This window comes from Tenacibaculum sp. 190524A05c, assembly GCF_964036595.1.
In the GTDB taxonomy this organism is placed as follows: Bacteria; Bacteroidota; Bacteroidia; order Flavobacteriales; family Flavobacteriaceae; genus Polaribacter; species Polaribacter platacis.
Genome location: NZ_OZ038523.1, coordinates 2,416,851 through 2,435,260, shown reverse-complemented (window position 1 = coordinate 2,435,260; position 18,410 = coordinate 2,416,851). Strand labels below are relative to the sequence as shown.

The window sequence follows — 18,410 nt, the reverse complement described above, 5'->3', positions numbered from 1 at the left end:
AAGACTACTTTTAATTTGTAAACAAGAATCAATGAGAGATACGAAAGACTTACTAGATATTCTAACACTTAGCGATGAAGGAAACAATAATTTTTCCGGTGTTAGTAAAGATATTGGAAGTCCAAATGTTTTTGGAGGACAAGTACTGGCGCAATCTTTAAATGCAGCATATAGAACGGTTCCTGAAGAACGAATTTTACATTCCTTACATTCCTACTTTTTAGAAGCAGGAAATTTAGAGTTGCCTATAATTTACAACGTGCAAACGATCAGAGATGGAGGAAGTTTTTCAACAAGAAGAGTTACTGCCCACCAAAACGATAAAACGATATTTATTTTGGCGTGTTCATTCCATAGAAAAGAAGAGGGTTATGAGCATCAAATGCCAATAAAAAAAGATATAAAACAGCCAGAAGATTTATTGAGTTGGGAAGATATGAGAGATCAATTTGGTGATTTTCTTCCTAAGAAAATGAAGGCGTTTTTGAGTATTGAAAGACCAATTAGTTTTAAACCTGTACAAGTTGTTAATCCTTTTGATCAGAAAGATTTACCTCCAATTATTGATGTTTGGTTCAAGTTAAAAGGAGATAGCACTGATCTGAATTTACAAATGAAACAGCAAATCTTGACTTATATTTCGGACTACAATATTTTAACGGCTTGTCTATATCCAAATGCTAGTGAAGCCAACTTTGGAAATACTCAAATGGCGAGTTTAGATCATTCCATGTGGTTCTACAGAGATTTTGACTTTTCAGATTGGATGTTATTTTCAGTAGAAAGTCCAAATACATATGGAGCAAGAGGTTTTGCTTGCGGAAATATTTATACAAGAGATGGAAAATTAGTTGCTTCTGTTGCACAAGAAGGATTAATGAGACCACACAAAAAGAAATAATTATGAGTCCTATATATTATGTGCTTTCCGTAAACGGATTGCTTTTTTTATTCAGTGTAATTTTTTACTTCTATCCACCAAAGAAAATTAATGGATTGTATGGTTACAGAACTCCCAGATCAATGGCAAATCAAGATGTTTGGGATTTTGCAAATTCAATGTTTAATAAACTGTTTTTACAATATTCTGGAATCTCTTTTGTAGCTGCTTTAGCATTATCATTTATTGCAGCAAAAACGAGTTGGCAACCAATTGCTATTATGGTAATTACTCTTGCTGTTTGTGTGATTAATACAGAACAAGAACTGAATAAAAATTTCGATAAAGAAGGGAAGAGAAAGAAGAAGTAATTTTTATTTATACTCCTCTTTTAGTAAAAGAATATCATCAATAACCTTTTGCATATTCTCATACTTTGTACCATCATACATTCCTCGAATTCGCTTGTCCTTATCAATTAGGACAAAGTTTTCGGTATGTATAAAATCTTGTACTCCACCATCACCTTCATCAAGAACAGCGAAATAACTCTTTCTAGCTAGTTCGTAAATATGCTTTTTTTCTCCTGTAGTAACGTTCCATTTTTTATCGTCAATTCCTTTGCGCTCAGTGTACGCTTTTAAAACAGGAACACTATCTAATTCCGGTGTAACAGTATGTGATAAAAACATAATGTCGTCGTCATCCTTAAATGCTTCTTGAAGCTTTAACATGTTATTCGACATAGGAATGCAAATTCCTTTGCAAGTAACAAAGAAGAAATCTGCAACATAAATTTTTCCTTTGTAATCCTCTTGAGTAATTTTTGTACCATTTTGATTAATCAGTTCAAAATCTGAAACAGTGTGGTTTTTAGTAAACATTCGAATAGAATTGTCTACTAATTTAGGATTTACATCTGCTGGATTATAAATGGGTAGTTTTTGATCTACTTTTACTAAAAAGTAATAAGCAGGCAATGCAATAAGAGTAAATAGAATTAGAAATAGAAAAGTATACTTTGATTTCTTGAAAAATTGTATGTTCATTTCAGCAAAATTGTACTGCAAAAATACGGCTTAAAAAGGCAGTTTCCTAAAATCTTTGTTAAAACAGAAATAACTCTGAATACTCCATTTTTACAACTCTTCATAAAAACGTACATTTGCTGAATTCAAAAAAGATTCTAAAAACCATTTATGGAAATTTTAATAAAGGCATCACAATTCATTTTAAGTTTATCATTACTAATTGTTTTACACGAATTAGGTCATTTTATTCCGGCTAAATTGTTTAAAACTAAGGTTGAAAAATTCTACTTATTCTTCGATTATAAGTTTTCATTAGTAAAAAAGAAAATAGGAGAAACGGTTTATGGAATTGGATGGATTCCTTTAGGAGGATATGTGAAGATTGCAGGAATGATTGATGAGAGTATGGATACGGAGCAAATGAAGGAAGAACCAAAGCCATGGGAATTCCGTTCTAAGCCGGCTTGGCAAAGATTAATCATTATGCTTGGTGGTGTAATTGTGAACTTCATTTTAGGTATTATGATCTACATTTTTTTAATGTGGGGATACGGTGAAAAGTATTTACCTAATGAAAATTTGAAAGATGGTATTTGGGCGCAAGATGAATTAGCACAAGCATTAGGTTTAGAAACTGGTGATAAAGTGATTTCTGTTGATGGAAATAATATTAAGAAGTTTAGTCAGATTCAAGTAGAATTTATTAACGGAAGTAATTTTGTTATTGAAAGAAACGGACAACGAATTGAGAAAGAAATTCCTGTAGACTTTATTTCTAAGTTAGTAGACAGAGATAAAGATCAAGGAAGCTTTATTTTACCGCGTTATCCATTTGTAATTGCAGGAGTTTCTGATGATTCTCCAAACAAATCTTCTGAACTACAATCTAAAGATATTGTTACTGCAATTGGAGGAGAAAACATCAAATATTTTGACGAAGCTAAAGTGGTTTTAGATAAGTATAAGAATCAAAAGACAACTGTTACGGTAAAACGTGGAGAGGAGACAAAAACATTTCCTGTAACTGTTAATGATGACGGAAAATTAGGTGTTGGTTTAGGAATGCTTTCATTAAGTGATTTAGAAAAATTAGGCTACTACACACTTGCTGATAAATCATATACATTCATGGAGTCTATTCCAGCTGGATTAGAAAAGTCATGGACAACATTAACTAACTATGTAAAACAATTGAAGAAGATTTTTAATCCTAGTACTGGAGCTTATAAAGGATTAGGAGGATTTATTTCTATAGGTAGCATATTCCCTTCAGAATGGAGCGCATATAGCTTTTGGAATATCACTGCTTTTCTTTCTATCATGTTAGGATTTATGAACTTATTACCAATTCCAGCTTTGGATGGTGGACACGTAGTGTTTACTTTGTGGGAAATGATTACTGGAAAAAAGCCAAGTGATAAGTTTTTAGAATATGCACAAGTAGTAGGATTCGTTTTATTATTAGCACTACTTATTTTCGCAAATGGTAATGATGTTGTGAAATTATTTAAGTAAGTACTGTTAAATAGTCACAATACTTTTTTGTTGTTCTTAGGTAAATAAAAATTCATTATTTTGGATGTGCCTTATTATCAATAAGATGATAAGGGCGGTCTAACTTATTTGATATGAATTTTATTACTAAATTAATTGCGCTGTTTTCAGAACCTAATGACTTCAAAGATGACCCGTATGGATGGTTAACTAATCAAGTTGGTCATTTATCCTTAAGCTTTGTTTTAACTTTATATTTAAGCTTGTTAATTGGAGATTTATATGCTCCTATTAGTATTGGTGCTTTATGGATTATATGGGAAATCAATCAATATAGAAAGGCTAAGAATTTTACGGATGCTATAGAAGATTTAATTTTTGAGTCCGGAGGCATTTTAATATTTATTAACTGGGTTATATTCTTGCCGTTGAGTATTTTGGTGTTGTTTTTATTGTTAATACGAAGACTCTAAAAACTTTTTATAGTCAAACGATGAGATGATAATGCATATTAACCTTATATCAATGAAAGATAAGAAGTGAATATGGTTAAAGATTAGATACAATGCTATGTAGTAATAAACCAAACAATTAAAATACATATAAAAGTAAAAGCTACTTCGTTTAGGAAGTAGCTTTTACTTTTAGAGGGAAATTGAATAAATCTACCCAGTAATAATTTTTTCTGCAATCGAGGCAATTGTAAAAACGCATAAAACTAATGTATTTTACAAAGCCCTTTCTTTTTCTGCGAACTCTATGAGTAGAGCCGCAGTGTGGACATGTTTTCATCTTTCTTTTCTTTTCGGTTAGACCGACTAAATTAAAGATTAGAAAGTTTTTTAATGTTAAAAAAATAAGGGGAAAAATCCCCTTATTTTATCTTATCGTTAAGAAATACTGTTTGCTTTGTTTGTTCTTGTAATGGCTTGCTCATTTTTCCAGTCAATCCATTTTTGACCTTTAATTCTTCGCATTACATTATCAATAGTTCGCATGATAAAGACGTTATAGATAGCTTTTCCAAGGTTTTTAGGGTTTCTGGCTATAGCACGAAGACTCATCGAAAAACCTGGTGTTATATAGCGCATATAGTGCCAATAACCTTCTGGCATGTATAACACATTTCCATGCTCTAACTCTGCTACATGTCCTTTTGCCTTTTTAAGTGCTGGCCATTTATCAAAGTCAGGATTATTAAAATCTATATCCTCTCTTGTAATAAGAGAGTGAGGTATTTTATATAAAAACTTATTTTGCTTTTGATCGAATAGAATACATTTCTTTTTTCCTTCAAAATGGAAATGGAAAATATTTGCTAAATCAATATCATAATGCATAAAAGTATACGAATCTCTACCTCCAAAAAATAACATTGGTAAACCTTTCATTAAGCGTAAACCAAAATCAGGAAATTTAAAATCTTTTTGAAGTATAGGTACTTCCTTTAAAACATTCCACAAAAAGATTCTAAATTTTGTAGGTTCTCTTTTTAATAAATCAACATACTCACTCATTTTCATAGTGGCATGTGGTTCATTAAAACCATCTTTATAATCTACAGGTCTATCATCATAAAGAGGAACAGTTTTATCTCCAGCAACTTCTTTCATATATTCCAAGGACCACTTATTATAAGCAGGCCAATCTTCTATAAAACGTTCGATTACCACTGGTTTTTGTGGCTTAAAGTAATTTTTGATAAAGTCTTCTTTAGTAATAGTTTCAACTCTATCTATTTGTTCCAACTGTAACCCCATGAATTAATATTTGATATACGCAAAGTTAAGAAAACGTTACGAAATCTTTTTTAAACGAAATTGATAAATTTAATTTATCGATTTAATTAATCTATGCTTAAGCTTTAACCTCTTTAGCTTCTTGCTTTTTTTGTTCGTTTCTTTCAATTTTATGACCTGGTCTAGTCCATTTTGGCTTTTCACCTAAGTCTGCGAATTGAGAATCTTCTGCTTCTACAGTTTTAGGCTGCATTTTTTTGATAAATGGCTTTTGAGGATTTAAACCTAATAACTCGAATAACTTCATGTCCTCATTTACATCAGGATTTGGTGTAGTTAATAATTTATCTCCCGCAAAAATAGAATTTGCACCAGCAAAGAAACACATTGTTTGTCCTTCTTGGCTCATTTGTGTTCTACCTGCAGATAAACGTACTTGAGTTTCTGGCATTACAATTCTTGTAGTTGCTACCATTCTTACCATCTCCCAGATAGAAACAGGTTTTTGATCTTCTAAAGGAGTACCATCAACAGCTACTAAAGCATTAATAGGCACAGATTCTGGTTGTGGATTTAGTGTTGATAAAGCAACTAACATACCAGCTCTATCTTCAATTGCTTCTCCCATACCAATAATTCCTCCTGAACAAACAGTTACATTTGTTTTACGAACATTGTCAATCGTTTCTAAACGATCTTCAAATCCTCTTGTTGAAATTACTTCTTTATAGTATTCTTCAGAAGAATCTAAATTGTGATTGTATGCATATAAACCAGCTTCAGCTAAACGATGAGCTTGGTTTTCTGTAATCATTCCTAATGTGCAACAAACCTCCATATCTAGTTTGTTAATTGTACGTACCATTTCTAAAACTTGATCAAACTCAGGTCCATCCTTAACATTTCTCCAAGCTGCACCCATACAAACTCTAGAGCTTCCAGAAGCTTTAGCACGTAACGCTTGTGCTTTAACTTGACGAACACTCATTAAATCGTTTCCTTCAACATCTGTATGATATCTTGCGGCTTGCGGACAATACCCACAATCTTCAGGACATCCTCCTGTTTTTATAGAAAGTAAAGTTGATACTTGAACCGTATTTGGGTCGTGATGTTTACGATGTGTTGTTGCCGCTTCATATAACAGCTCCATCATCGGTTTATTATAAATAGCTAAAATCTCTTCTTTAGTCCAGTTATGTCTAGTCTCACTCATATAGTCATTGTTTGCAAGCTCAAAAATAAAAAATTCCGCATCGAAAGCGGAATTTTATTACTCTTTATTTTGATCTTATGAATTTTTCGAAAATTGTATAGAACTTTTCAGGTTCCTCTAAGTAAGGATTATGGCTACTATTTTCAAACATTTCGAATTGTGCCTGTGGCATAAATTTTTTGTATTGAATAGCGAATTCAGGAGTAGAAACACCATCATATCTACCTGCAATCACAAGTGTTTTTGCTTTGATTTTTTTGAGTTTTTTTCTGTAATCCTGATGAATCATGCTTCCGGACACATCAAAATCTCCGTCTTCACCAATTATTGCTACATATACATCGTTAGCCCAACCTCTGTAATCATATTTTGGTGTATTTTGTTGTAATGTGGTATTATGATAATAAATATACTTTGTAGGAAAAGTAGCGTATAACTCCTGATGTTTTTTATCTGAAGAAATGTAACCTTGTTTTCTTAAAGCCATTAGTTTTTCCCATTTTTCAGGAAAATGAGTTTTTGCATAATGATTATAACTATCACAATTGGCTTGCCACATAGCGCCACTATGAAAACCGCTAATTAAAACTAATTTAGAAACCTTGTTTTTATATTTTAAAGCATAAGCTTGTGCTGGTACTGTTCCATAAGAATGACCAACAATAGAAATTTTATCAAACTTTAAATGTTTTCTTATTTTCTCGATAAGTTCAACATCATTTTCAACAGAATATTCGGAAAGATCTTTTGCATTGTCCGATTTTCCTCTTCCTAAAAAATCGAAAAACACAACAGTATTAGTTTTATAATACTGTCCAAAATTCCCTTGCATATAGTCATGAGAATTTCCTGGTCCACCTGGTAAAAAGAAAATTGGATCACCTTCTCCGAGTACTTCTAGATTATAATTGTAATCTCCAAGTTTTACCGTTTTTGATGTGAATTTATCATAAATATTGGGGTCTACTTGAGCTAACGTAATTTCATAGCAAATACACAATACTGTTGCTAGTATTAATTTCAATTTCATTGTAATGGGTGTTTTTTTGACTAAAGTACTATTTACATTCTAAAAACAAAATATTTACAAAAAAGAAAAATGCTACCGAAGTAGCATTTTTTAAAACTATAACATATGTAATTGATAATTATTCTTCTTCTGAAGTATCATTAGAATCTACTTCTGCATCAGAAACAATATCTTCAACATTCTTTCCTTTTAAATACTCTGGTAATTCCATTCCCGCCATATTAAACATTTCCTGCAATGGAGGAACAGCTTTATACATTCCAGAAATAAAATTAGAAGTAGAAGTTTTTCCATCTTTAGAATTTCCACCTTCCCAAACTGTAACTTTATCAATCTTGATATTTTTAATAGCTTCTGCCTGAAGTTTTACTAATTCTGGTAATTTATCTGCAATTAAAAGTAAAGCAGCATTTTTAGAATCATTTCCAGCGGCCTTTACAATTTGATCTAAACCAGCAGCTTGTTTCGTTAAAACTTCGTAAACTCCCTGAGCTTCTGCTTGTGCCTTAAATAAGATGGCATCAGCTTCACCTTTTGCTCTTCTTCTGATTTGTTCAGCTTCCGCTTCCGCATCAATTTCTACTTTGTTTTTATCGATTTGAGCTGGTACAATAATATCTGCCATCTGAGAAGCTCTTTCTCTTTCTGCTCTTGCTTTTTCAGCTTCTTGTTCTGCTGCATATGCTTCTTCTAAAGCTTTTGCAGACTGTACTTTTTCTGAAGCAATTGCAACTCTTTCTGCTTCTGCTTCTTTTTGACGACGAAGGGCATTCGAGTTTGCCACTTCAATTTTCGCTGTATTTTCTCCATCTACCGCTTTTGCATTTGCTGCAGCAACTTGTGTTCTTTGATCTTGAACAGCATTTGCCTCACCAATAGATCCATCTCTATTCTTTTCTGCTACCGATTTACGAGCAGCGTTAATTGCATGTGCAGCAGCTTCTTTACCTAAAGCCTCGATATAACCAGATTCGTCAACAATATCGGTAATGTTTACATTGATTAATTTTAAACCTACCTTCTTTAATTCCGATTCAACACTTTGAGAAATGTTTGCTAAAAATTTATCTCTATCAGCATTAATTTCTTCAATATCCATAGAGGCAACTACTAAACGTAATTGTCCGAAAATAATTTCTTTTGCTAATTCTTGAATTTCAGGTAACCCTAATCCTAATAAACGTTCTGCAGCATTTTGCATAATACCAGGTTCTGTAGAAACACCAATGGTAAATCGAGAAGGTACATTTACACGGATATTTTGTTTAGAAAGAGCATTTACTAAATTCACTTCTATTGAAATAGGAGTTAAATCTAAAAATTCATAATCTTGAATTACAGGAAAAATAAAGGCAGCACCACCATGAATACATTTTGCAGATTGTCCGCCACCAACTTTACCATAAACGACTAAAATTCTGTCTGATGGACATCTTTTGTAGCGTTTGATTAAGGTTGTAATTAAGATGAAGATAAAGAGAATTGCGATAACAATTCCTGCTAGTCCGGCAAAGGCACCAGATTCGCCAATTTGTAATAACATTAGTTTTTGCATAGTCATTTTTTAGTTTATAGTTTTACAATTAATATTCCATTTGAGGTAACCTCAGTAACCGTAACTACAGTTCCTTGAGTTAAATTTTCTTCATGATCTGTAAGTGCTTCCAACTCTCTTAACGAATTTTGAACTCTTACATGAACTTTTCCTATACTAGATCGATTAGCTCCAATGGTCAAGTATACTTCTCCAACAGCGCCAACGGCATTTTCCATTTTTAAAGTTCCGCTATCATTAAGTTTATTGATATAGTAAAACAGAACTGCCATTACGGTCATCATTATCAAACCACAAACGGTTGATATAATAATTGTAAGAAAAGTTGAGTTTCCAGAATTTAAACTTGAAATTCCACTCCATCCAAAAATGGTGAAAAAACCAACCATATTTTTGAAAGTGAAGAATTGAAATCCAGCTCCAGTATCAGCGTCAATTTCAGCATCAACATCACCAATATCATCTGTGTCAAATCCTAAGAATGTGCTGAATAAAATAAATAGAAAAAAAAGTGTTGAAATACCAGTGACAATCCAATACACTTGTTGAATAGACGAAAGTTCTAAGAACCATTCCATAGTTAAGCAATTTAGTTAGTTGTAAGTAAAAATATATATTTTAAACAAACTGAACAAAAGTCAGTTATAAACTCAATAAGACGGTTACAGCATTACCACCAAATCCAACAGCATTTACTAATACTTTTTTAATATGTTTTGGAGGTGTTTGTTTCATAGCAAAAGGAACTTCAATTACCTTTTGATGTTGTAACATTAAAAGGCCTAATTCTAGATTTAATAAACCAGAAGCTCCGAAGGTGTGACCAATCTTCCATTTATTAGTAGTTAAAAAAGGAATTTTGTTACAAAAAACTTTATGAATCGCATTAACTTCTGAAGAATCACCTTTTATAGTTCCGGGAGCATGCATTACAATCGCATCAATTTCATCTAAGTTGATATGCTTACAAGCCATCTTCATAGATTTTTGAAAACATTCAGCATCCGCTGTTACTGAAGTATTATGTTTTAAAACTTCAGTAGCATATCCAACACCTTCTATTTTAGCTATTGTTTTATCTGAAATTTCATTTTCTAAACATACTACAGCAGCACCTTCACCTAGAACCATAGTGTTTTTGGTTTTTTCTAAATCAAAAGCTTTACATGGATTTCCTTCTGTTTCTTTGGAATATACTTTTAACGCTTTCATTTGTGCGATGGTAAAATCTGTCAACGGAGCTTCACTACCACCAACAATAAATTTATCACACATTCCTGCTTGAATCCAAGCAACACCATTTAATAAAGAATGTAAAGCAGTAGAACAGGTAATAGAATGTGAAATTTCTGGACCTGAACTTTTCAAATCATGGGCAATCCAAGATGAAATATTTCCTAATGTAGTTGTTGGGGAACTTAAGGTAGAGGAAGTTCCAGTTTCAAGAAATTCTTCATGAAATTTTTCAAACAATGCTGTTGCTCCTCGAGAAGAACCAATATTAATTCCAAAATCATCCCCAGTTTTCCAATTCGCATCTATTACTGCTTTTCTAGAAGCATAAATTGCAAACAAAACAGTGTCATCAAGACTTTTGTACTTATTATCTGAGTTTCGAATATTTTCAATTTCCTTTCTGTCTTCTTCAGAAATAGAAGCGGTCCACTCAGTAAAGTTTTTAAAATCTCTTTTCGAAATTCTGTGATCATTATCTAAATAACTATTCCAAACTTCTTCTGAAGTTTTTCCTAAAGGAGATATAGATGCAAAAGCTGATATTGATATTGGTTTCAAAACTGAAAAATTTCAGCAAAATTAAGGTTAAATCTTTAAACTAAAACATTGTGATTTAATCATAATGAAAAATAAAAAGTTTGTTGGGAAATGTGAAACAATATGAAGTTTTAAACGTCCTATATTTGAATTAAATAAATGAAGTACAAATTTTGAATTATATGGATAATCAAAATCAAAAAAGTTGGATTGCTAGAAATTGGCCTTGGGCTTTACCTGTGGGATGTTGTTCAGGATGTTTAATTTTTATCATTTTAATCATTGTTGGTTTTGGAGCAACAGTTTTAAGTGTTGTGAACAGCTTAGGCGGAATGTCACCGATTGAAGAAGCTATAGAATTGGTTAAAAAAGATGCTCGAGTTACTTCAGTAATAGGAGAGGATATTAAGACAGACGGATTTCCTCAAGGAAACATTTCTATTTCTGATTCGGACGGAGAAGTAGATTTTGTTATTCCAATTAAAGGGGAATTAGGAGAAGCAGAACTTGTTGTTAAAGGAATTCGAAAAGATAAGAAATGGATATACGAAGATTTATATGTTGAAATTAAGGAAACAAGTGAGCGTATAAATTTATTAGAAAAAGAAAAGGTTTTAGAGAGTATCTAAAACCTTTTCAATCGTACTATATATTTTATCTAATTGTTCATTTGTGATTACATAAGGAACTTGAATGTAAATGGTATTTCCCAGTGGTCTTAAAAAGACTCCTTCTTTCATAAAAGAAGACAGTAATAAATCTCTTAAAGTACCGTAGCGTTCCATATTTGTGTCTAAATCTAGAGCGAAAATCACACCTATTGTTCTTGTAGATTTAACTTTAGAATGACTTTTAATCTGTTCACTGAATGTTTCATGTTTTTTAGCAATTCTGTGAATACTATTTTGAATTTCTTCTGAAGTCAATAAATCAATACTAGCAATTGCTGCTGCACAACCTATAGGGTTAGCAGAGTAGGTATGACAATGAAAATAACCTTTGGCAATGTCATTACTTAAAAAAGCGTCATAAATTTCTTGAGTACAAGAAGTAATTGCCATTGGAACTAATCCTCCAGTTAATGCTTTGCTTAAACAAATAATATCTGGTTTGTTTGTTATATGATCTGATGCAAAGTTTTTCCCAGTTTTACCAAAACCAGTCATAACTTCATCAGCAATTGTTAACACATTTTGAGATTTACAAAACCCGATAATTTGGTTTAAACCATTCATGTTATGGATTTTCATTCCAGCAGCACCTTGAACAATTGGCTCATATACAAAAGCAGCAACTTTATTGTTGGTAATAATGCTTTCTAGTTGTTCTAAAATTTCAGCGTGATTGTTTCCATTTGGAACAGGAATTCTATGAACGTTAATCAAGAAATCTTCAAAAGGTCCGTTATAAACTGATAATCCAGAAGCAGACATTGCTCCAAAAGTATCACCATGAAATCCATTTTCAAAAGCAATAAAAGTAGCGCGTTGATCTCCTTTATTGAAATAATATTGAAGCGCCATTTTTATAGCAGATTCAACGGCAGTTGAACCATTATCATTAAAAAAGATTTTGGCTTGATTCTCTGGTAAAATATGAATTAATTTCTCAGATAATTCTACAGCAGCTGGATGTGTAAAATCACTAAACATGATTTGATCCAGTTGTTGCATTTGTTCATACACACGGCTCGTAATAAAATCATTACAATGTCCAAACATACAAGTGTACCAAGACGAAATTGCATCTATATATTCATTCCCATGTTCATCCGTTAGTATGCATCCTTTTGCTTTTACAATTCCTAAACTATTTGGATGTGTTTGATGCTGTTTTAAAGGATGCCAAATATGTTTTTTATCGCGTTCTTGTAAAGTCATGATTATAATTTATCTCTAAATTTATCAGCATATTCTTTAATTACATTCTGATCAAAATAAGGTTCTTCCTCAATTCTTCCAATTACAGGAACTCCGCTCATTTTTCGAATAATTTCTTCGGTAGTTTTATGTTCATTTCCACTAAAAACTAAAGAGATATCAAACCCTTTTTCTTTTAATAAGTTTAAGGTAAGTAGTGTATGGTTTATACTTCCTAAATAATGACGAGAAACTACGATTACTTTGTAATCTGGTTGAATTAAATCTAAAATCGTGCTTTCATTATTTAGAGGAACTAATAAACCACCAGCACCTTCAATCACTAGATTGTTTTGAGTTGATGGTTCTTTGATTTCATTAATATCAATAGTAATTCCATCTATTTCTGCAGAAGCATGCGGACTCATTGGCGTGTTTAAAGCATAACTATTTTTATGAAAAACAGATGTAGCGTTACTAATTAAATTTTGAACTTTATGAGTATCTGAATATTCTAAGTCACCAGATTGTACAGGTTTCCAATAATCCGCTTCTAAAGCTTCAGTAATAATTGCTGAAGCAACTGTTTTTCCTACCTCAGTAGATATTCCAGTTATAAAATATTTTTTCATTTAAAGATTGTTTTACAATCGTTACAAATTAATTTTCTCGATTCAAAAAATGGGAAAAGCATAAAGAACAAGTTTTTGCGTTGAGATTCCGCAACTAAAATTCTATTGGAATTACAATTTGGACAGTTAATATCGTTTCCGTTATCGTCCTTTTCATAAGTTCTTATTTCATTGTAAACTTTTGAAGCATTTTGTAAGTCTTCATTATGTACTAAAAGCTTTACTCCACCAATTGCTTGACTTAAAAGAGGATCAGTATCAATAGTTTTTTCATCCATCAACATGGTTTTAAATCCTTCAGAATCTAGTTTGGATTTAATTACTTGTGCTTCTGTTGAATATTCAAAAACTGCTAAAATTGTATAATCGTCCCTCATTTAAATTTTTAAACAAAGGTAGCAAGATGCTCTAAAATAGCAGTAATTTCTTCGTTAGAATTAAAGCTGTGTAAACAAATACGAAGTCGTTCTTGTCTTACAGGAACAGTTGGAGATAAAATAGGCTTTACATTAAAGTTTTTTTGTTGTAGTTGTTCAGCTATATTTTTTGTTTTCTCTGTTCCTGAGATAATACAACAATGAATAGCTGAGGTACTTTCAATAAACTTAGAGTTTAGTTGTAATCGCTTAAGTTCTGATTTAAAATGATCTATTCTTTCAGAAAGAAGAAATATAGTTTCATTATTTAAATGTTCGTAAGCAACTTTTATAGTTGCTACAGAATGAGGAGATAGTCCAGTGGTATAAATAAAACTTCTAGAAAAATTTACGAGATAATCATATAAATCCTTACTCCCAAGAACGGCTGCACCATGGCAACCTAATGCCTTTCCGTAGGTTATAATTCGAGCGAAAATTTCTTTTTCTAGTTTTAAATTTTGAACCAAGCCTGATCCATTTTCTCCATATACTCCAAGAGCATGCGCTTCATCAATAATTAAGTAGACATTATCTTTTTTTCCAATTTCAACAAACTCATTTAAATCGGGACAATCTCCATCCATTGAAAATACAGATTCTGTTACAACATACGCATTGTCAAATTCAACTCTATCTAAAATTTCTTTAAGATGATCTGTATTATTATGTTTGAACTTATAGGATTTAGCGTTAGAAAGTTGAATTCCATCTCGAATAGAAGCGTGAATTACTTCATCATATAGAATTATATCTCCACGTTGCGGTACAGCAGAGAAAAAACCAACGTTGGCATCATAACCAGAATTAAAAATGAGCGCTTTTTCAACGTTATGAAATTGTGCTATACATTCTTCCGTTTCTTGATATAAATTATGATTTCCTGAAATTAAACGAGAACCTGTAGCTCCATTTATTTTTAAGTCTCGATCAGTTAATAACTGATGTGTTCGCTGAAAAATAGATTCAGACTGAGCAAATCCTAAATAATCGTTGGAATAAAAGTCAATTAAACTCGTTTCAGAATTTAAACTTCGTAGAGAATTTGATTCTTTTCTAAGAATCAGTTTTTGATTTAGTTTTTCAGGAAAATTCATTAAACTCTCTTAATCACATTAGTTACAATTCCCCAAATTAGAAAGTTATTTTCTGGAGTAATTTTGATTATTGGGTAATCAGGGTTTTCAGGTTGTAACCAAACTTCAGGACCATCAACACGAAGTCTCTTTACCGTAAACTCACCATCCAAAAAACAAACCGCAATTTTATTATTGGTTGGTGGAATACTTCGATCAATTACAAGCAAATCATTATCGTCTAATCCCGCTCCAATCATTGATTGTCCGCTAACTCGAGCAAAAAATGTTTCGTCTTTATTTCGAATGAGTTCTTCATCCAAAGAAATTTTTGATTCATTAAAATCATCTGCAGGCGAAGGGAAACCAGCTGAAATTCCAGTGTCGATGTAAACAGCACCCTCACTTTCAATATTTTTTGGACTAAAGATTGTTAATTTTATACTCATTTTACGACAATACTAAGACTAATTTTTGCGTTTCGAAATTGGAATGTGAACATTACCGTAAAGTTAACCAATCTCTTCTATTTTTTCCTATATTGTGATATTGTAAATGATAGAACCCAATACCGACCCTTTAAATTATGTCAAAAAAATTAAAAATTGATGGAATTGATAAAATTATCATCAAAAGATTAGTAAAAGATGCACGTACCCCCATTTTAAGTATCGCTAGAGAAGTTGGGATTTCGGGTGCAGCAATACATCAAAGACTACGCAAACTTGACGAATCGAGCCTTATAGATGGCTACAAAATGGTTTTAAACCCGAAAGCATTAGGATACACTACAACCGCCTTTGTTGGAGTGTTTTTAGAATCAGCAAGTTTGTATTCTTCAGCTATTAAAAGACTTAAAGATATCCCCGAAGTCGTTGAAAGTCATTATACAACTGGTAACTATGCAATTTTCATTAAAATTATGTGTAAGAATAATGAGGATTTAATGCATTTGTTAAATAAAGATATCCAGAGTATAAAAGGAGTTTCAAGAACAGAAACATTCATATCTTTGGATCAACAAATAGACAGACAAATAAAAATTTAAACCTCTTATGAACGATTTCATATTGTATTTTAAAATGGGCTTATTTCATGTCTTAGATTTAAAAGCCTATGACCATATTTTATTTTTAATTGTTTTAGCTGTTGTATATCAGTTTAAACAATGGAAAAAAGTAATTTGGTTAATTACATTATTTACTATTGGACATTCAATTACATTGGCTTTATCTGCATATAATATACTTACAGTAAGAGCAGATTTAGTTGAGTTTTTAATTCCGTTAACCATTTTCATTACAGGATTAATGAATGTTTTAACTGCAAGGAAAGCTTCCGTTGGGAAAGAGAATCAAAATTTATTTTTTGCGCTGTTTTTTGGATTAATTCACGGTTTAGGATTTTCCAATTATTTTAAAATGATGATCGGAAGAGCAGAAGATAAGTTTTTACCATTAGTAGAATTTGCATTAGGAGTTGAAGCTGCGCAAATAATTATTGTTGGATTAATTTTATTAGTAGGAAGTTTAGTACAGTCTGTTTTTGGTGTAAATCGAAGAGATTGGATTTTAGTGGCTTCTTCAATCGTTATCGGATTTGCTATCCAAATGATGGTAAATCGTGTTTTTTGGTAAATATTAACTTCTTTAACAGTATTTTCTATTTATTTTAGATACCTCTATGACTTTAACAAAAAAAGAAGAACGATATGCTCGAACATATTTGAATATGGCTAAACAATGGGGGAAACTTTCTCATTGTAACCGTAAACAAGTTGGAGCACTTATTGTGAAAGACAGAATGATTATTTCTGATGGATATAATGGAACACCAACTGGGTTTGAAAATGCCTGTGAAGATGAAGAAGGCTGGACGAAGTGGTATGTGTTACATGCTGAAGCCAATGCAATTTTAAAAGTTGCAGGATCGACACAATCTTGTAAAGGAGCAACATTGTATATTACATTATCTCCATGTAAAGATTGTAGCAAATTAATACATCAATCAGGAATAACAAGAGTCGTATATTCAGATGAGTATAAGGATAAAAGTGGTTTAGAGTTTTTAGAAAAGGCAGGAGTTGAACTGATTTATTTACCGGATGAACAAGAATAATTTACCTATATTTTTTGCCATAGCTATGGCTTTTGGAGTTTTAATTGGCGCTTTTTTTACTGGGCAATCTACTACGTTAAGTAAGAGTTCTTTAAACGAGCAAAAAGTAAAACGCCTGATAAACTTTATCGAACAAGATTATGTTGATGAGGTAAATACAGATGAATTATTAGATGGTGCGATCGCACAAATGTTAACTAAACTCGATCCGCATTCAGTTTATATTCCAAAAGAAAATTTACAAGCCGTTACCGAGAATATGCAAGGTAATTTTGTAGGAATTGGAGTTCAGTTTAGAATAATTGAAGATAGTATTACGGTTGTTCATCCAATGAAGGGTGGGCCAAGTATAAAGAAAGGAATTAAAGCAGGAGATAGAATTTTAATTGCAGATTCTGATACTTTATACGGAAAAGGAATTGGAAACGGACAAGTTTTAAAAACATTAAAAGGAGCTCCGAATACAGAAGTTAAACTTAAAGTATATAGAAAATCTAACGATAGTTTATTTGATGTTACCGTAGAGCGTGGTAAAGTAAATATTAAAAGTGTTGATATTGCTTACATGCTTAACGATAGCATCGGTTATATTAAGTTAGATCGATTTGCTAGAAATACATATAAAGAATTTAAAGAATCATTGACCATCCTGAAAGATTTAGGAATGACGGATTTAGTTCTCGATTTAAGAGGTAATGGAGGTGGATTCATTGATATTGCAAATAAAATTGTTGATGAGTTTTTAGAAGACGATAAATTAATCGTTTTTACTAAAAATAATGGAGGTGAAATTAATGAGTCGTTTGCTACTGAGAGGGGAGATTTTGAAGATGGTGGATTATATGTTCTTATGGATGAAAATTCTGCATCGGCTTCTGAAATTGTAGCTGGAGCATTACAGGATAATGACAAAGGAATTATAGTTGGAAGACGCTCTTTTGGTAAAGGACTCGTACAGGAAGAAATGGATTTAGGAGATGGTTCTGCAGTAAGATTGACTACAGCGCGTTATTACACTCCAACAGGAAGATCAATTCAAAAACCTTACAAGAAACCTTCAAAAGAGGATGAAAATGGTTTATCTGGTAATGCTAGTTCTCAGCAAGTGAACTATGGTAGTGAAGTAGAAAATCGCTATAAGAATGGCGAACTATTGAATAGAGATAGCATTAAAATAGTTGATAGTTTAAAATACACTACACCTAAAGGAAAAATAGTCTACGGAGGTGGAGGAATTGTACCAGACGTATTTGTTCCTATAGATACTTCATCATACATCTCACCATATTATTATGCATACTTGAACGACTTTGCTTTCAAATATGTTGATAATAACAGAACGAAATTATCTGAAGTTAAAATAGATGAGTTCATAAAAAGTTTTGATGATGATAACAAGGTGTCTAATGCATTTATTAGTAAACTAAAAGATTTTCGACCTTCAAGGTTAACAAAACAAAAGCTACGTAAATTTCTAAAAGCAACTATCGCAAGAGAATTATTTAATGATCAAGGATTATATCGAATGAATCATTTAGATGATAAAATGATTTTGAAAGTGTTGGAACTAGAAAAGAAATAATTTTTTTTA

General features: G+C 31.8%; 21 protein-coding genes. 9 read left to right on the top strand and 12 right to left on the bottom strand.

Going from position 1 to position 18,410, the window contains the following annotated elements; genetic code table 11:
* The first annotated feature begins 31 nt into the window (after positions 1 to 31).
* Both ABNT61_RS10525 and ABNT61_RS10520 read left to right on the top strand, forming a co-directional pair.
* The gene (locus ABNT61_RS10525) at positions 32 to 901 is read left to right on the top strand and encodes an acyl-CoA thioesterase II (RefSeq protein ID WP_348724937.1); all 870 of its coding nucleotides are present in this window, start codon (positions 32 to 34) and stop codon (positions 899 to 901) included.
* A gap of 2 nt (positions 902 to 903) precedes the next feature.
* Positions 904 to 1,251, top strand: a complete 348-nt coding sequence (locus ABNT61_RS10520) for an SdpI family protein (RefSeq protein ID WP_348743168.1) — start codon at positions 904 to 906, stop codon at positions 1,249 to 1,251.
* Between the two features lie 3 nt (positions 1,252 to 1,254).
* On the opposite strand, the gene ABNT61_RS10515 is transcribed toward ABNT61_RS10520, so the two are convergent.
* The gene (locus ABNT61_RS10515) at positions 1,255 to 1,929 is read right to left on the bottom strand and encodes an SCO family protein (protein WP_348743167.1); all 675 of its coding nucleotides are present in this window, start codon (positions 1,927 to 1,929) and stop codon (positions 1,255 to 1,257) included.
* A gap of 150 nt (positions 1,930 to 2,079) precedes the next feature.
* On the opposite strand from ABNT61_RS10515, the gene rseP reads away from it, so the two are divergent.
* Both rseP and ABNT61_RS10505 read left to right on the top strand, forming a co-directional pair.
* Positions 2,080 to 3,426, top strand: a complete 1,347-nt coding sequence (gene rseP / locus ABNT61_RS10510; protein WP_348743166.1) for an RIP metalloprotease RseP — start codon at positions 2,080 to 2,082, stop codon at positions 3,424 to 3,426.
* 113 nt (positions 3,427 to 3,539) lie between these two features.
* Positions 3,540 to 3,878, top strand: coding sequence for a hypothetical protein (locus ABNT61_RS10505; RefSeq protein ID WP_348743165.1), 339 nt, complete (start codon positions 3,540 to 3,542; stop codon positions 3,876 to 3,878).
* A gap of 417 nt (positions 3,879 to 4,295) precedes the next feature.
* On the opposite strand, the gene ABNT61_RS10500 is transcribed toward ABNT61_RS10505, so the two are convergent.
* From ABNT61_RS10500 to ABNT61_RS10475, 6 genes are all read right to left on the bottom strand, one after another.
* Positions 4,296 to 5,165, bottom strand: coding sequence for a cupin-like domain-containing protein (locus ABNT61_RS10500; protein ID WP_348711190.1), 870 nt, complete (start codon positions 5,163 to 5,165; stop codon positions 4,296 to 4,298).
* A gap of 97 nt (positions 5,166 to 5,262) precedes the next feature.
* Positions 5,263 to 6,360, bottom strand: a complete 1,098-nt coding sequence (bioB, locus tag ABNT61_RS10495) for a biotin synthase BioB (protein WP_348743164.1) — start codon at positions 6,358 to 6,360, stop codon at positions 5,263 to 5,265.
* Positions 6,361 to 6,424: 64 nt separating this feature from the next.
* Complete coding sequence (locus tag ABNT61_RS10490; protein WP_348743163.1) at positions 6,425 to 7,390, bottom strand: alpha/beta hydrolase; 966 nt, start codon at positions 7,388 to 7,390, stop codon at positions 6,425 to 6,427.
* Between the two features lie 118 nt (positions 7,391 to 7,508).
* Complete coding sequence (locus ABNT61_RS10485; RefSeq protein WP_348743162.1) at positions 7,509 to 8,945, bottom strand: flotillin family protein; 1,437 nt, start codon at positions 8,943 to 8,945, stop codon at positions 7,509 to 7,511.
* A gap of 14 nt (positions 8,946 to 8,959) precedes the next feature.
* On the bottom strand, positions 8,960 to 9,523 hold the full coding sequence (locus ABNT61_RS10480; RefSeq protein ID WP_348743161.1) for a hypothetical protein: 564 nt from the start codon (positions 9,521 to 9,523) through the stop codon (positions 8,960 to 8,962).
* Positions 9,524 to 9,587: 64 nt separating this feature from the next.
* Positions 9,588 to 10,739: a beta-ketoacyl synthase N-terminal-like domain-containing protein gene (locus ABNT61_RS10475; protein WP_348743160.1), complete on the bottom strand. Its 1,152-nt coding sequence runs from the start codon at positions 10,737 to 10,739 to the stop codon at positions 9,588 to 9,590.
* 161 nt (positions 10,740 to 10,900) lie between these two features.
* On the opposite strand from ABNT61_RS10475, the gene ABNT61_RS10470 reads away from it, so the two are divergent.
* Complete coding sequence (locus tag ABNT61_RS10470) at positions 10,901 to 11,347, top strand: cytochrome c oxidase assembly factor Coa1 family protein (RefSeq protein WP_348743159.1); 447 nt, start codon at positions 10,901 to 10,903, stop codon at positions 11,345 to 11,347.
* Here ABNT61_RS10470 and bioA read toward each other — a convergent pair.
* Genes bioA through ABNT61_RS10445 form a run of 5 tightly spaced genes read right to left on the bottom strand, consistent with a single transcriptional unit; the run spans position 11,333 to position 15,150 of the window.
* Positions 11,333 to 12,598 (bottom strand): adenosylmethionine--8-amino-7-oxononanoate transaminase, encoded by a 1,266-nt coding sequence (gene bioA / locus ABNT61_RS10465; protein ID WP_348743158.1) that lies wholly within the window; start codon positions 12,596 to 12,598, stop codon positions 11,333 to 11,335. The two genes, ABNT61_RS10470 and bioA, sit on opposite strands and share 15 nt — an antisense overlap.
* Before the next feature lie 2 nt (positions 12,599 to 12,600).
* Entirely contained in the window at positions 12,601 to 13,209 is a 609-nt protein-coding gene (gene bioD, locus ABNT61_RS10460) for a dethiobiotin synthase (RefSeq protein WP_348743157.1), read from the bottom strand.
* Entirely contained in the window at positions 13,206 to 13,586 is a 381-nt protein-coding gene (locus ABNT61_RS10455; protein WP_348724956.1) for a DUF2007 domain-containing protein, read from the bottom strand. The genes bioD and ABNT61_RS10455 overlap by 4 nt, the downstream gene beginning before the upstream one ends.
* An 8-nt stretch (positions 13,587 to 13,594) precedes the next feature.
* Positions 13,595 to 14,722, bottom strand: coding sequence for a pyridoxal phosphate-dependent aminotransferase family protein (locus ABNT61_RS10450; protein WP_348743156.1), 1,128 nt, complete (start codon positions 14,720 to 14,722; stop codon positions 13,595 to 13,597).
* A complete protein-coding gene (locus tag ABNT61_RS10445) occupies positions 14,722 to 15,150 on the bottom strand; it encodes a translesion error-prone DNA polymerase V autoproteolytic subunit (RefSeq protein WP_348711207.1) in 429 nt (142 codons plus the stop codon). Before ABNT61_RS10445 ends, ABNT61_RS10450 begins: the two co-directional genes overlap by 1 nt.
* Positions 15,151 to 15,287: 137 nt before the next feature.
* Between ABNT61_RS10445 and ABNT61_RS10440 the strand changes: the two genes are divergently transcribed.
* Genes ABNT61_RS10440 through ABNT61_RS10425 form a run of 4 tightly spaced genes read left to right on the top strand, consistent with a single transcriptional unit; the run spans position 15,288 to position 18,401 of the window.
* Positions 15,288 to 15,749 carry an Lrp/AsnC ligand binding domain-containing protein gene (locus ABNT61_RS10440; RefSeq protein ID WP_348711209.1) on the top strand — a complete coding sequence of 154 codons (462 nt, stop codon included), beginning with the start codon at positions 15,288 to 15,290 and terminating at the stop codon, positions 15,747 to 15,749.
* A 7-nt stretch (positions 15,750 to 15,756) separates the two neighbouring features.
* A complete protein-coding gene (locus ABNT61_RS10435) occupies positions 15,757 to 16,338 on the top strand; it encodes a HupE/UreJ family protein (RefSeq protein WP_348724960.1) in 582 nt (193 codons plus the stop codon).
* Positions 16,339 to 16,384: 46 nt separating this feature from the next.
* Entirely contained in the window at positions 16,385 to 16,819 is a 435-nt protein-coding gene (locus ABNT61_RS10430) for a dCMP deaminase family protein (RefSeq protein ID WP_348711211.1), read from the top strand.
* The gene (locus ABNT61_RS10425; protein WP_348743155.1) at positions 16,806 to 18,401 is read left to right on the top strand and encodes a S41 family peptidase; all 1,596 of its coding nucleotides are present in this window, start codon (positions 16,806 to 16,808) and stop codon (positions 18,399 to 18,401) included. The genes ABNT61_RS10430 and ABNT61_RS10425 overlap by 14 nt, the downstream gene beginning before the upstream one ends.
* Positions 18,402 to 18,410 lie beyond the last annotated feature (9 nt).